Annotated in this window: 10 protein-coding genes and 5 pseudogenes; 9 read left to right on the forward strand and 6 right to left on the reverse strand. The window is 46.6% G+C overall.

The annotated features are described in order from the left end of the window. Positions 1–97: 97 nt before the first annotated feature. Positions 98–1,626, reverse strand: a pseudogene (locus ON05_RS35470) (IS5 family transposase). Between the two features lie 205 nt (positions 1,627–1,831). Here ON05_RS35470 and ON05_RS35475 point away from each other — a divergent pair. From ON05_RS35475 to bchD, 4 genes and pseudogenes are all read left to right on the forward strand, one after another. After that, positions 1,832–2,260, forward strand: a complete 429-nt coding sequence (locus ON05_RS35475; RefSeq protein ID WP_010481378.1) for a rhodanese-like domain-containing protein — start codon at positions 1,832–1,834, stop codon at positions 2,258–2,260. 57 nt (positions 2,261–2,317) lie between these two features. Beyond that, positions 2,318–3,067: pseudogene (locus ON05_RS35480) on the forward strand (Photosystem Q(B) protein 1); the annotation flags it as partial. Between the two features lie 110 nt (positions 3,068–3,177). Next, positions 3,178–3,516: pseudogene (locus tag ON05_RS35485) on the forward strand (Photosystem Q(B) protein 1); the annotation flags it as partial. A gap of 176 nt (positions 3,517–3,692) precedes the next feature. After that, positions 3,693–5,750: a magnesium chelatase ATPase subunit D gene (bchD, locus tag ON05_RS35490; RefSeq protein ID WP_010481379.1), complete on the forward strand. Its 2,058-nt coding sequence runs from the start codon at positions 3,693–3,695 to the stop codon at positions 5,748–5,750. Positions 5,751–5,967: 217 nt separating this feature from the next. Here the strand turns inward: bchD and ON05_RS35495 are convergent, their stop codons facing one another. The 5 genes from ON05_RS35495 to hemF all read right to left on the reverse strand — a co-directional run bounded on the left by ON05_RS35495 (position 5,968) and on the right by hemF (position 9,781). Then, a complete protein-coding gene (locus ON05_RS35495; RefSeq protein ID WP_010481381.1) occupies positions 5,968–6,333 on the reverse strand; it encodes a 2Fe-2S iron-sulfur cluster-binding protein in 366 nt (121 codons plus the stop codon). A gap of 255 nt (positions 6,334–6,588) precedes the next feature. Next, positions 6,589–6,915, reverse strand: a complete 327-nt coding sequence (locus ON05_RS35500; protein ID WP_010481383.1) for an MgPME-cyclase complex family protein — start codon at positions 6,913–6,915, stop codon at positions 6,589–6,591. A gap of 324 nt (positions 6,916–7,239) precedes the next feature. Continuing rightward, on the reverse strand, positions 7,240–7,866 hold the full coding sequence (gene pdxH, locus ON05_RS35505) for a pyridoxamine 5'-phosphate oxidase (RefSeq protein WP_010481385.1): 627 nt from the start codon (positions 7,864–7,866) through the stop codon (positions 7,240–7,242). Positions 7,867–7,942: 76 nt separating this feature from the next. After that, a complete protein-coding gene (locus tag ON05_RS35510) occupies positions 7,943–8,692 on the reverse strand; it encodes a heme oxygenase (biliverdin-producing) (protein WP_029315810.1) in 750 nt (249 codons plus the stop codon). Positions 8,693–8,833: 141 nt separating this feature from the next. After that, positions 8,834–9,781, reverse strand: a complete 948-nt coding sequence (gene hemF, locus ON05_RS35515; RefSeq protein WP_010481388.1) for an oxygen-dependent coproporphyrinogen oxidase — start codon at positions 9,779–9,781, stop codon at positions 8,834–8,836. Between the two features lie 531 nt (positions 9,782–10,312). Between hemF and acsF the strand changes: the two genes are divergently transcribed. The 5 genes and pseudogenes from acsF (at position 10,313) to istB (ending at position 14,911) form a co-directional block, all read left to right on the forward strand. Further along, positions 10,313–11,392 (forward strand): magnesium-protoporphyrin IX monomethyl ester (oxidative) cyclase, encoded by a 1,080-nt coding sequence (gene acsF / locus ON05_RS35520; RefSeq protein ID WP_010481390.1) that lies wholly within the window; start codon positions 10,313–10,315, stop codon positions 11,390–11,392. Positions 11,393–11,395: 3 nt separating this feature from the next. Next, positions 11,396–12,347: pseudogene (locus tag ON05_RS35525) on the forward strand (class I SAM-dependent methyltransferase). Between the two features lie 289 nt (positions 12,348–12,636). Further along, positions 12,637–12,840 (forward strand): hypothetical protein, encoded by a 204-nt coding sequence (locus tag ON05_RS38915; protein ID WP_396150935.1) that lies wholly within the window; start codon positions 12,637–12,639, stop codon positions 12,838–12,840. Positions 12,841–12,943: 103 nt separating this feature from the next. Continuing rightward, positions 12,944–13,375, forward strand: a complete 432-nt coding sequence (locus ON05_RS38920) for a hypothetical protein (RefSeq protein ID WP_396150937.1) — start codon at positions 12,944–12,946, stop codon at positions 13,373–13,375. Positions 13,376–14,157: 782 nt separating this feature from the next. After that, positions 14,158–14,911, forward strand: a pseudogene (istB, locus tag ON05_RS38925) (IS21-like element helper ATPase IstB). Positions 14,912–15,212: the final 301 nt, after the last annotated feature.

Genomic DNA, 15,212 nt, shown 5'->3' on the forward strand with positions numbered 1-15,212 from the left:
GCTCATCAGCCTGTTAGCGCCAACATGGATGAGGATCATCTAAATAGGGTTTGCTGAAAAAGTAAATTGAGCTAATTCCTGGCATCAAATCGTACAATCAACCCAGTTGTGACGGCCAGGGCCATATTCCTTCACTGGCCCTAGAAAAGCCCCAAGGCAGCCCTGGCAGCTCCATAACGCTTTCCAACACCAGCAATCCCACCCAAAAATGAATGATAAAAGGTGGCGGAGCCACCGCTCTAGATTCATCACCAAGAACGTGATAGCAATCGCACTAGCAGCCGTATCCGCTAACTTCGCCATCACTCGATTCAAGCCAAATCTTCGCTTGGCCTGCCCAAACTTGCCCTCAATTTGGACTCTCACCTTTTCGTCCTCCCGTGCTTGTTGCTTGAGTTGGCCCTGCACCTGGGGGTCTTGTTGAGGTCTTCCTAACGGTGGTCCACTCAATCGGATACCTCGAGCTTTACACCATCGTCGATTAGCTCGGGTTCGATAGATTTGGTCGGCATGGACTGAGAGAGGATAATGGCCAAAGCGACGATGAAAAGCTTCCACTTGATATTGAAGATGCTGGGATTCATTGAACGCATCCCAGCTTAAACGTTCCAGAAACACACATCCGTTGACACAACTGAGGGATAGCTTGGCCCCAAACTCAACAGGTACTCCAGCTTTGCCTCGGACCATCGGTCGGACATGAGGCTGAGTGAGGCTGACAATACGGTCATCTACTCGACGCACGTGCTGTTGATACATCCACTCTTGCTGTCGAAAGACTTCATGAATCACCAGCAACAGACGGTACTGTCGCCGGGACAGTCGGGACAGAGACGCTCCTAAAGCTATCAATCCATCAATGTGGGCTAGATTCCGACGCACATAGCCCAACTGCTGACGAATCCCTTTACGAATCAGCTTGCGACTCGGTTGACGTTTCTTGGCAATGGCCAGATAAGCTTTGCGGGCCTTTTGGCGGTAGGTGCGAGGTTTGCCCTTGAGAGACAGCATGACTTGAGCATATAAAGCATCAAGGATGGCTTCACTCGCTTTGCGGGCATCATTGAGCAGATCTAAGTCTGTCGGATAGCGAATATCGGCTGGCGCACAGGTCGCGTCTATCAACAATTGGCCCTGGTTGGGAGGGGCAGGAGGCTCATCTTCGTCATCTTCAGGAGAAGGAGATGACTCAGGGGACATCACAACAGGAGAACCCTCAGATGCGAGCACTGATTCCACGACTGCGTCGTTGACTTGAGTCAGCAGCTCTAGATTCAACCGTTGGCGAAAGTGAACCAGCATGGAGGCATCAAACGGAGCACTCTCTCGATATTCACTAAAACCCAGAAAGTACTGCAAGTAGGGGTTCTCTCGAATCTGTTCTACGGTCTCTGCGTCGGATACACCCAATTTCTCTTTGATGATTAAGGTCCCTAAGGCCACACGAAAGGGTTTGGCAGGTGCCCCCATGGTCTGACTGAATTGGTCTGCATATTCTGATTCAAAGCTTTCCCAGGGAATCAGCTCGGCGAGTTTGACCCAGCGATTCTCTTCTGATAGTTTGCCTCCGAAGGGCAAGTAGAAGTTTTCAAAGGACAGTTGACCGGGGGATGGACGACGATACATTGGGGTGCATGTGCAAGGGTTTTGAGTATTTTGAACGATTTTCCTTGCACTTCTCAAGGGCACTCAACACTTGGATACACTGCAAATATTCAACCTTAGACTTTCGAAGCAAGCCCTAAATATCCAGTTTAAAGCTGACGCACCTTTGGAAACTGCGGCTTAGCCAGCAAATCAATAGTCAACTCGTGAAATAAGGAGGTCATTGATGACACCCTCTAATTCAACGCCAACTTACACTAACCTATCACCCCAAAAGTGGGGACAGTTACCCCATCCACCATTGCTGATTGATGTTCGCAGTGGTGCAGAATATGCCATGTTCCATGCCCCCCATGCTGTAAATTTCAGTCTTCATCGACTCCTGCTCGGCAAGATACCTGGGTTACGGAGATGGGCTTGGCCCGCCTGGTTCAGAGATTTGACCCACGATCAGCCAATTGCACTCATCTGTTTGACGGCTCATCGCAGTCCTATTGCTGCGTCTCAACTCTCCAAAGCTGGGTTTACGCAAATTTTCAACATCACAGGTGGCATGATGCAATGGCGTCAATTGGGCCTAGAAACTGTCTCAGGCAGCCAACCTATCCCTGATACCCCAGCTCAGGGATGCGTGGAGGAAGGATCTAAAGCCTAACTCCACTGCAAGACTCAATGATATCCACAAACACATGTTTGAAAAGGAGTATTCGTTATGTCTACCACGATTCAGACTCGAACTAGGTTTTCCCTCTTCTCAGCCTGGGACCAAGTCTGTGACTGGATTACCAGTACTCACAATCGACTATACATTGGCTGGTTCGGAGTATTGATGATTCCGACGCTGCTCGTCTCGGCCATTACCTTTATACTCGCTTGGGTGGCAGCTCCCTCCGTGGATATGGATGGGATTAGAGAACCTGTGATTGGTTCTCTAATGGGTGGAAACAATATGATTACCGCAGCGGTGATTCCCACCTCAGCCGCCATTGGTTTGCATTTGTATCCCCTATGGGATGCCACTTCCATAGATGAATGGCTTTACAACGGTGGTCCCTATCAACTGATTATTCTCCATTTCCTAATCGCCATTTGGGCCTATTTAGGACGACAGTGGGAATATAGCTACCGCATTGGGATGCGACCCTGGATTGCCATGGCCTTTTCTGCTCCAGTGGCTGCTGCCACGGCTGTGCTGCTGGTGTATCCGATGGGGCAAGGGAGCTTCTCTGAAGGGCTGCCCTTGGGGATTGCAGGCACCTTCCACTTTATGATGGCGGTTCAAGCGGAACATAATATCTTGATGCATCCGTTTCATATGTTGGGGGTAGTCGGTGTCTTTGGTGGAGCCTTCCTCAGTGCCATGCATGGCTCTTTAGTCACCTCCAGCTTGGTTCAGGAAACCTCTAGCCTGGAGTCGGTGAATATGGGGTATAAATTTGGCCAACAGGAAGCCACCTATAATCTATACTGCCAACGGCTGAGAGCTTAACATTTCAGATTGAGCTATAACTCTCTCTACCAAGGAATTTAAAGCTCATGTAACAAGCAAACTTTCAACTCGTTCGGAGTATACTCGCGGGACATGCTGGGTACTTAGGACGCCTATTGATTCCTGGTATTGCCTTTCGCAATAGCCGTTCCATTCATTTTCTATTGGCGGTACTGCCCACGATCGGGATCTGGTTTGCCGCTTTAGGCATCAGCACGATGGCATTCAATCTGAATGGGTTTAATTTTAATCACTCTCTGCTCGATAGCAGTGGACGACCCATTCGCACCGAAGCTGATCTCCTAAATAGGGCCACGCTGGGGCTACAGGTGATGCATGCTGTCAATGCTCACAATTTCCCCTTAACGCTAGCCTCAACCGATTCTATGGAAACTCCTACGATTCCAATAATGACGAGCTAAAGACACTTTGAGAAGGAGATCGCTAAGCAGGTTGAGGCTGAAGCAATCTCCTTCTTATTTAGTATCTCGATGATTGTTGGACAGACTTTTGCTAGATAGGTTGGCACTTCACAAGTATCCCCAACTTATCTGTAAGGCTTGAGCTGGAGACTCATATTCAAACAGGAATTTGTGAAATGGTTTCTCAGTTGTCAGTCAAAGAGAAATCTGGCTCGAAGTTAATGATTCCTGTCCAAGAACCGTCTACTTCGATTACCACGTTCCCGCTGACTGCGATCTCAGGTCAAAACGCGATTAAATTGGCACTACTTCTAGCAGCCGTTGATCCGAGTCTTGGAGGCATTATTATTTCTGGACGTCGGGGCACAGCGAAATCCGTGATGGCTCGGGCAATCCACGACTTACTCCCTCCGATTACAGTCATTCAAGGATCGTGCTGCAATTGTGACCCCCAACACCCAGAAGAGTGGGACGATCAAACCCTTAGAAGAGCGCATGCCGCAAAAGACGTCCAGAACGGCAGGCTGCCTACAGCAGTGATACCCACTCCTTTTGTCCAGGTACCACTGGGAGTCACCGAAGACAGGCTCTTAGGCTCAGTGGATGTCAGTCAGTCCATCCGCAAAGGAGAACCCGTTTTCCAACCTGGGCTAATGGCTCTAGCTCACCGAGGGATTCTCTACGTCGATGAGATTAACTTGCTAGAGGATCAGATTAGCAACTTGCTGATGACGATTTTGGCAGCAGGCCAGAACCAAATCGAACGCGAAGGAATTAGCTTTCAACATCCCTGTCAGCCCCTATTCATTGCCACTTATAATCCTGAGGAAGGAGAGCTGAGTGACCATTTTAGCGATCGCTTTGCCTTTACTCTGTCCGCTGATCAAGTCTTGGGTTTGGACACACGGGTACGGGCGGTTGAGCAAGCTATCCAGTATGCAGAAACCCCTCAAGCTTTTTTGCAGCAGTATCAAGAAGACATTGAGGACCTCAAAACTCAAATTCTCCTAGCACGGGAATGGCTTAAGGAGGTCCAGATTCAACCTGATCAGATTGAATATCTCGTGCGCGAAGCGAGTCGAGGGATGGTAGAGGGGCATCGAGCTGAATTATTCGCGTTGCGCATTGCTAAAGCTAAAGCTGCCCTAGATGGCCGCTTGGTGGTCAATGCTGAGGATTTACGCTGTGCCGTAGAGTTTGCGATTATTCCTCGATCAACCCTAATTGACTTGCCCCCAGAGTCAACTTCACCGCCTCCACCAGCAGACTCAGCCGAATCCCAACAGGACCCAGACGAGACTCAAGAGCAGGAACCCTCAGAAGAGGAGCCACTGAGGATTCCAGAAGAATTTATCTTTGACGCAGAAGGGGTGATTCTCGATCCATCTGTGCTGTATTTTGCCCAGTTGGCTCATCGGCGGCGCGGAAAAGCGGGTGGGCGGGGATTGATTTATTCCCAAGATCGGGGTCGCTATGTCAAACCCATGTTTCCCAAAGGGAACATTCAGCGAATTGCCGTGGATGCCACATTAAGAGCCGCTGCACCCTATCAAAAAATTCGCCATCGTCGCCAACCGGGTCGTCGAGTAATCGTTGAGGAGCAGGACATTCGCACCAAGCGCTTAGCCCGCAAAGCTGGTGCCCTGATTATTTTTGTGGTGGATGCCTCGGGTTCAATGGCGTTAAATCGCATGGAAGCTGCCAAAGGAGCCGCTTTGCAGATCTTGGCAGAAGCCTATCGCCATCGAGATCAAGTTGCGCTCATTGCCTTTCGAGGTGAACAAGCCGAGGTGTTGCTCCCCCCAACCCGCTCCATTGCAGCGGCTCGCAGGCGACTAGAACATCTGCCCTGTGGAGGAGGATCACCCCTAGCCCATGCCTTAGCACAGGCAATTCATGTGGGGCAAAATGCGCTGCAATCTAAGGATGTGAACCAGATAGTCATCATTCTAATTACCGATGGTCGAGCCAATATTTCCTTATCCCAGTCCTTAGGGCAACCCGCTCAAGAAACCGAAAAACAAAATATCAAAGATGAGGTACTGGAGATAGCCACCAAACTCTATTCATTCGGTCTGCAACTATTGTTGATTGATACAGAAAATAAGTTTATTTCTACAGGATTTTTAGCTGAGGTGGCTCAGCATGCCTGTGGGAAATACTATCAACTCCCCAAAGCCAGCCAACGAGATATTGCAGCAATGACCCAGGCTGCCCTGCACGAGGTTGCCTGAGTTTCTGCTTGGCCTTTATATAGTATGCGACCCGTTTTGGTCGTTAAGAGATTTTCGTACTCACTTTCCAACGAAGTTATAAGGGTTTCAGAGATTTCTAACCTGCTATTATCAATAACAGTAAGTTAAAATACTTGGTAATAGAATCCTTGCTCCAAAAGCATTTCAGCCTTAGCGACCAAAACGGGGCCAGTGTTATGAAAAGGCCGTTAAGGGGTTATTCCTCATCTAGCGGTAAACCAGCTCGGATCTTACCTTTGCCAAAGTAACGACCAAACTGGAGTTCATAAACTTCGTCTTCGTCTTGGGTTTCTACCACTAAATCACTGCGAGGATAGCTAACGCACAATAGTGCATACCCTTTTTTCTGTAGCTCCAGGGATAGCCCCATGGCTTCCGGTTGGTGTAAGTCTCCAGATAAAACTCTAATGGCACAGGTTGTACAAGCCCCATTCCGGCAGGCAAACGGTAACTGCTTCCCTTCTTTCTCAACACTCTCTAAGATATAGTGCTCTTCAGGGATTTGCAGTTCATACTCATTACCAGTATGGCGGTCCCGGATCCGAATCTTAAAAGTTTGCATACCATTTCATGTGGGTTCAGATTTCGCGAGCATAGCTTAACTGGTCATGGTTAAAAGCAAGGTAACACTTTTGATTTAATAGAATAGCTTAAAACTATTGTCAGATATATGCTTCAGGGATTTTGCTCGTCATAGAAGTGTTGCCCTGGCATCCTAGAACTTGAATCATGCCCAGTACTTTACTATTTTTGGATATTCTTCATGGTGATTTACGTTGGCAACCTCTCCTCCTATGGCGCTACCGCATATAAGTCATTAAAGAACAGCGAGGGATGCTAAGGGATCGGGGATAGCTTTTGAGGGAGCTTGAAACTCACCCATGTAGACATATTCCAAACGCAGTTTCAACCAGGTTACAAAGTTTGGATTAGTCGAAATTACAGCTGCACAGGGTTGTGGACATTTAGCTTTAATTGCGCGCATTTTGGGTAGTTCCAAAAATGTGGGCTGTTTTACAACCCAAAAGTCAATCTCTTTATTCTTCCCTTGGTAATAGCGATGACGTTCCTTGAGAACTTCCTCAAATGGTTCTTCTTCAAAGAGATAGTGTTGACTGGCAAGAACGTAGTGGTAAGTTTGCATGGCTTAGAACAGATAGTAATGAATAAGGCTAAGAACGTTTATGGATAGACCTATGCAAATATTCCTTCAGTACATCAATAATTTTGGGTAGCCAAGGAATTGAAAATAGAGTAATTCCAATTCGGAGTTGATGCTCCATGAACAGTGCCCGGCTAGCCAACTAACTATTCATCGCACTCGGTCACTAAATCACATAGCTTCAACAACAATTCTCTTAATCATAATTACAACTATATCACTATATAAGCAACAATTTATACTTACTGAACTTTTATAGAAATGAAACATTACGACAATCATTACTAGCCTTAGCACACCCAGCTATCACGGAGATAATCGCTGAATTTCCCAGAATTTCTCCTCTTTTTTCGTATACAAAAATCGATCATGTAGGCGATTGAGTCGAGCTTGCCAAAATTCAAAACTATGGGGAGCAACCCGATACCCACCCCAAAAAGAAGGTAAAGGGATTTCACCCGTGCGGAACTTCTGTTTCATCTCTTCAAATTTTGAATCCAGTACTGCGCGGGAGGAAATTGCAGAACTTTGATGAGAACACCAAGCTCCAACTTGACTCCCGCGAGGTCGAGTTGCAAAGTATCTCAGAGATTCTGTGGTTGGAATTTTGGTAGCGGTGCCCAAAATTTGGACTTGACGGTTTAGCGCGATCCAAAGAAACAGTAGCGAAACCTGTGGGTTTGCCTCTATGTGACAAGCTTTTCTGCTGGTGTAGTTGGTGAAGAAGACAAAGCCATTAAAATCAAAGGACTTTAGAAGCACTGTTCTCATAAAGGGCTGTGCTTCACGAGAAACGGTTCCTAATATCATGGCATTTGGTTCTGAGATATTGGCTTCACAAGCTTGTTGAAACCAGCATTCAAATTGGGCTACTGGATCCTGATCTAGGTCCTGTAGCTGGAGTCCAATTTTGTTGAGTTTATCCCAAGCCATTTAAGCGATTCATGATGATATAGATCAATGAATAAAGAGGAGGCATCAGAGAGGGAAGGGGAATTGCTGATGTCTTTTACTCAGTATCAATTAACTCGACTGCTGGAAGAGCAGTCTTTACAGTACTTCCCGGTATCCCTTGCCGGGTCACTAGATCAAATGCAGGCTCCCCGATCTCAGCTTTCACCTCAGCCTCCAGTTCTAGCATGACCTCACGGTTGAATTCGAAGGCAACATTGGCTTCAAGAACAATCCGTTGAATGGTTGCTTGATTAAGGGGCAGACTATTGAGAGTATCTCGGTATTTGGCTTTGAACATACGTCTAGCTTCGAGCGTTGGGAGTCGCTCAAATTCATACAACCCTGTGCCTTTACCGGGAGGTAACTCTAAGGCGGTGCGAATGATCTTTTTCAGGCTTTGCCCGCCCGACAAATCCCCCAAATAGCGAACGTAGGCATGGGCAACTAGCAGTTCCGGTGAGTGCGCAGCAACGTCCCTAATCTTCTTGACATAGGCTAATCCAGCCTTCGAAGGCTGGATTAGGTCGCGCCATTGTTCACCATAGTAAAAGGCTAAATCTTGCTCCAAGTTGGTGGTGCGATTCAGCTCAGGGAAATAGATCGCACCCACTACTGCATGATTTTGATGACGCTGAAGTACTTCTTCTAGTGTGCTGTAGACGTAATACAGATTAGCAAGCAATTTGCCAAAAGGCTCACGCACTACAATTCCTTTAAGAACACACTTCATAAAAGCCGTATTCTCAGCAGTAGTATGAGACTGTTGTGTGCCGTCCCTTAGTCGGGATGCAAGATTGCTGGCCATAGACTTTAACTTCCTAGATCATGAATTACTGATCGGGATATATTTGTAAGAAATTGTTTGTCTCGCATTCATGGAGGAGCGATTTAGGCTCTGATAAATTCGCCTGGATTACCAGATCGAATAGATACTGATAAAACTCTTCTAACTGACAGCCCTGTTCACCCAGTCCTGGGGCTTAAGAAATATTTCATAAAGCTGAGCTTCAGGGGTATTGGGCTCCGGAGTATAGCCATACTCCCAACGCACTTGTGGTGGCAGGGACATCAGAATGGATTCTGCCCTACCGTCCGTTTGCAGCCCAAACAAAGTTCCGCGGTCATAAACGAGGTTAAACTCCACATAGCGTCCCCGACGGTAAGCTTGAAACTGCCGCTGTCGATCGCCATATTCCATTCCTTGTCGTCGTTCTACTATAGGTAGATAGGCGGGCAAGAAAGATGCTCCACAACTGTTAATGAAAGCAAATAATCCTTCCCAGCCACAATCGATAGTACCGATACGATTGCTATATTGTGCTGCTGCACCTTCGAGGTCTGGCCCTTGATAAAGTTGACCTCGACCATCCTGATAGTCAAAAAATATACCACCGATACCCCGTGCTTCTTGACGGTGTTTTAGATAAAAATATTCATCACACCAACGCTTGAAGGTCGGGTAAAATTCAGGATGATGTGGATCACAAGCTTGTTTAAGGGTTTGGTGAAAGTGAATCGCGTCCTCTGAGAATGGATAGTAAGGGGTTAAATCTGCACCCCCACCAAACCACCAAACCGGACCGGCCTCAAAATAACGATAGTTAAGATGCACCGTCGGTATATAGGGGTTACGCGGATGCAGCACCATGGACGTACCTGTGGCAAAAAAATCGTGACCCACTGCCTCAGGACGCTGATTCAAAATCGCTGGTGGCAGAGTACTTCCCCAGACTTCAGAATAGTTGACTCCCCCTTGCTCAAAGACTCTACCGTTCTGAATAACACGAGTCCGTCCACCGCCCCGTTCTGGACGCTGCCAGCAATCTTCTTGAAAACGAGCTTGACCATCTAATTGCTCTAGTCCTTGACAGATCTGATCCTGTAAATCTTGCATAAACTGCTTTACTCTTTGCCGAGAATCTACAGGTGGAGAACTATTGAGAGTGACAGTAGGCGAAGTATGAGAGGAAAAGTTATCCAGAGTGGGATTGGAGTTTCTCGTTCGAGTGACAAGCTGTGCCATATCAATATTGCAATTCAAAATTACTATATAACTGTATAGCTAAAATAAAATGCAATTGTTTGAATTCATAAAAAGTCACAAATATAGTAATTGCTTCTATGTAACTGGGTTAAACAAGAAGCGAATACTTACAGCGGGTACTCAATTAAATTACTTTGATGATGGTGATATGAATCAATAATAATTCAAGGCTAGCTAAATCTGGTAATCTACTAGTCCCACTAAGGTTTAGAAAGAAGAGAAGAATTTAGCCTTTACAGTTATAGCGCCAACTATATTAGATAAAGAAAGGGCCTCAACAGACATTGAATTGAGGTCGTCAAGGCAAACTTTTGTAAAACAAGGCTAGATCCTCTATTCAGCTATAGTCTAATATAACTGAGTAGTTATTTTAATGTACTCATGGTCAATACCCTGTCACCGTCACCCCAAACTGACCTTAAGCTGAGCACAAAGAAAGCAGCGATTGAAGAGAGCGTTCTGACCCCTCGGTTTTATACGACCGACTTTGATAAGACTGCCAAGCTAGATCTCTCTGCCCAAGAGGCTGAGCTGAAGGCGGTTTTGGAGGAGATGAAAGCAGATTATAACCAACGCCACTTTGTTCAGGATCAAGAATTCAAACAGTCTTGGGACCATATACAAGGTGAGGAGAGACAGGCTTTCATTGATTACCTGGAGCGGTCTTGTGTCTCAGAATTTTCTGGATTTCTCCTTTTTAAAGAGTTGTCTCGCAGGCTTAAAGGCCGCAGCCCCTTGCTGACAGAGATTTTCCAGCTGATGGCCCGTGATGAAGCCCGCCATGCAGGTTTCATTAATAAAGCAATGGCAGATTTTAATATCACGCTGGAGCTTGGGAAATTAACGAAAGAGCGTACATATACGTTCTTTCCCATTGAGTGGGTACTCTATACGGTTTACCTCTCAGAAAAAATTGGCTATTGGCGTTATATCCTCATCCATCACCAGTTAGAAAAACACCCTGAACATCAGTTCTATCCGATTTTCCGTTACTTTGAGCCTTGGTGCCAAGATGAGAATCGACATGGTGACATTTTTAAAGCACTGATTCGCTCCCAGCCTAAACTTTGGAAAACTTGGCAATCAAGACTTTGGAGTCGCTTCTTTCTGTTGACAGTCTTTGCCACTCATACCCTGACGGTACATGAACGTACTAAGTTTTATGAGATGTTGGGGCTGGATGCCGCAGAATTTGACGCTGATGTGATTCGCCACACCAACGAAACGGCTAAACGGGCATTTCCTTCTGTGTTGGATGTGGATCATCCTGATTTCTTTCCTCGGCTGGAGAGGTGCTCTGATAACAACATCAAAATGAAAGCGATTGACAGCAGTAATCAGCCTCAGGTTATTAAGTTCTTCCGAAAGTTACCATTGATAGTAGGAACATTCTGGTATTTGATGCAGATTTATCTTGCTAAGCCGATCGATGCTGAACTGCTTAGAGGTACGGTGCGTTAAGCCATGGGATGCAAACTCAAGCCTGATTGGACTGGGGAGAACTTACTTTCCAACTTTGTTAATCACTTGATCCAAATTAAGCCCATCTATGCAGCGATGAAATATCAGGCCAGGCAGGTCTTGATTAAAACTGCAGAACAAAATGGCATTCCCTGGCCTCAAAACTACCAGTCGCTTGAATCGTCTGGTACGAAGGGGGTTCTGGAAAAAATCACCAACCCATCTGTGAGTTATCCCGATTACTATCTGGTCCCCTTTCACGCTTATTCTGCAGGCAACTTATGTTGGAAGGCAGCTTTTGAAGCACCTTCAGCCATTCAATCAATGGCATTACGGGTATGGCCTAAAGAAAATTTGAGTTGGCAAATAGCACAAGATAGATTGCGCCACAGCTTCCACCATGCTTTGAAAAAATATGGTCTTCATCGGGTTACTAATATCCCTGATATGGGTTGTTCAGTTGGCATCCAACTCAGGCTCTACATCGCTATTACATCGGTCGCCAAGATACCAAAGTGGAAACGGTAGGTTTAGACTTATCATCCTATATGCTTGCGGTTACCAAAACTCTGGATATTCAATCAGAGATTACTTCCTGAATCCATGCCCAAGCAGAAGATACCGGTTTACCTGACGAGTCCTTCGATATGGTGTCATTGCAATTTGTCACACACGAATTACCTCGCTAAGCAACCCAAGATATTTTCCGAGAGGTACTGAGGATTTTGCGTCCAGGCGGGTGCCTTGCACTCGTCGATACAAATCCCACATCACCTGTAATTCAGAATCTTCCACCTACACTCTTTACCTTGTTAAAAAGCACAGAACCTTGGAGTGATGACTTTATACGTTTGACATGGAAGCCGCAATGACTGCAATTGGTTTTGAGCAAATTAATACGGTTGCTAGCGATCCTCGACATCGAACTATTGTAGGCACAAAACCAAATATTTAACTTGATGCAAGAGTAAACAGCATGGTTGAAAGCTGTAGGATCTCAGAGCAACAATTTTATCTATTTAGAAAATCTTTACAACTTTTATCCAGTAGTAGTTGCAGCCTGCCCAGTTGAGTGACAATTACGTAGACAGAGGTTGTCAATTGCATAGTCTTCTCTAGGAATCAGAATCTAGTTCAATCCAGAGATCACATCTGCAGAGAGAGCATCAGTCACTTTCGATTTTTTATATCCCCATACAGGAAAGACACTAGGGTTTGTACTCCTACGCAATTAGGAACCTCTAGTGCCAGCTCCTATTAAACCTCAACAGGTTCATCTTTATATGCAGACAAAACAATCCGGCTCTTCTCAAGAAACAGCAGCTGCTAAAGCCGGCATTTCTACCCGCACAGCCCACCGCATTGATAGTGGTACTCATCGCCCCCAGCGCGGCCGCCCTCATGACTGGAAACCCGTGAAGATCCGCTGGATGGATTATGGGAATTAGAACTTGAGCCGATGTTAGAGCGTGAGCCTCGATTAGAAGCGACTACTCTATTGAGACCTTACAAGAGAACCATCCTGGGCAATATGATGACAAGATCAGAACCGTGCAACGCCGAACCGCTAAATGGAAGGCAGCTCATGGCAAGCCCAAAGAAGTGATGTTCAAAATTCAACATCATCCTGGGGAGATGGGACAGTCAGACTTCACTCAGCTCAAAGGTTTCAGTGTGACGGTTCAGGGTGAAGCCTTTCACCATATCTTGTATCACTATCGACTGAGTTATAGCGGCTGGCAGTACGTGCAGGTGATTCAAGGGGGAGAGAGTTTTATCGGCTTATCTCAAGGACTACAAAATGCCTTATCTGCCTGTGGTGGTGTGCCTAAGACCCACCGTACCGATAGTCTGAGTGCGGCCTATCGCAATACCGGCGGTCGTAACCCCCAGCTGACTCAGTTGTATTCGACCCTGTGTGACCATTACCGGATGGAGCCTACCCGCAACAACCTGGGCGTCTCTCATGAAAATGGGGCATAGAGGGTTCCCATGGCTATTTCAAGCGACGATTATGCCAAGCCCTGTATCGTCGAGGCAGCTTTGACTTTGCATCCGTAGCAGCCTATCAGCAGTTCATCGAGCAAGTCATCGCCAAGCTCAATGCCAAGTGCCAAAAAAGTTTGCACTGGAGCTGCCGACATTACAACCTTTGCCCAGATATCGCACTCCTGATTATGAAGTGCGCAGTGCCAAAGTCAGCTGCAATAGCACGATTGCCGTCCGCTGTGTCCTATACACTGTTCCCTCTCGTTTGATTGGCCACCGCTTAAAACTGCATCTATACCATGACCGCATCGTTGGCTTCTTAGGAACCACTCCCGTAATGGAATTGGCGCGGGTCCATGTCCATGGCTCTGGGAAGAAGAGACGCGCTCGCAGCATCGATTACAAGCATGTGGCAGAAAGTCTCAGGAGAAAGCCAAACGCATTTCTCTACTGCCAATGGCAATCAGAGCTACTGCCCAATCTTCAGTGGCATCAGCTGTGGGAATCACTCAAAGCTAATTTTGAGCGGGACCAGGCGGCACGATTAATCACCGAAGCCCTCTACATCGCCGCGACCCAAGATCAAGAATCCCAGGTGGCCGACTACCTACAAACTCAACTGGACCAGTCCACCCTGACCTTGAGCAGATTAAAACAAGCCTTTGAATTCAAGCTCTCGACTGAGCAATATCCTGACGTCACCTCACAACAGCACGATTTATCTGACTATGATCAACTCCTCCACAGCAGACCCGGACAACCCATACCAGTTGCTGATGACAACCCTAAAACAGTTGCGGTTGAGGCATTTCCTCGACGAGTGGCAGAGCATCGAGCATCAAGCGACTCAGGAGAACTGGTCCTACGCCCAGTTTCTGTTGGCTTTAGCTCAAGGCGAAGCCAGCCGTCGGGAGCAGAATCGGATTTCACGCGCTCTAACCGAAGCGCAGCTGCCCTACGGAAAGTCCTGGACCAATTTGAGTTTGCCCATGTTCCCACCCTTAATCCAGCTGCTCTCATGGAGTTTGCCCAAACGACTCACTGGCTAGAGTCCGGCAGCAACATTCTAATTTTTGGGCCGAGCGGAACAGGGAAAACACACGTCAGCTCTGCATTAGGAGCTTCTATTATTGAGTTGGGTAAGCGAGTAAAATTTGTCACAGCCACAACCCTGGTGCAACAACTACAGCTGGCCAAACTTCAATTGGAATTGCAGAGTCTCTTGTCCAAACTTGACCGCTATGATCTACTTATCATGATGATCTCGGTTATGTCCAAAAGTCCGATGTTGAAACCTCGGTCCTGTTTGAGTTGATTGCTCACCGGTATGAGCGAAAGAGCCTACTCATCACGGCCAATCAACCTTTCAGTCAATGGGACAAAATCTTTCCTAACTCAATGATGACCGTGGCTGCCATTGATCGCTTAATTCACCACGCCACCATTTCGAGATGCAAGCAGAAAGTTTCCGTAAGCAAGAAGCTGCCAAACACACAGCCAAGTCTCAAAAGGCTGCCAGCTGATCCCTAGCTAGAATAAAACCCCTGTACCCCACCCTAAATAGAGCTTCTTACTTGTAAGAAGCTCTATTTAGGGTGGCTTTATTGATAATTGTCATTTGCTCACTGGCGCGATCACCTGCGGAAAAGATCACCATTTCTAGATCTCAAGATGGTATTGCCAAGACTCAAATCGACCCGCAAACCATAATCAAAAGTAGCAGGTAAAACTAAAAAATTTTGGCCTACGTAATTGACATCTGAGACTGCCCCTATTTAGCGAGCTTGTTACCCTAACTTAAAGCTTATCTCAGGAAATCGGTATTTCTCAG

This window comes from Acaryochloris sp. CCMEE 5410 (assembly GCF_000238775.2).
Lineage (GTDB): Bacteria > Cyanobacteriota > Cyanobacteriia > Thermosynechococcales > Thermosynechococcaceae > Acaryochloris.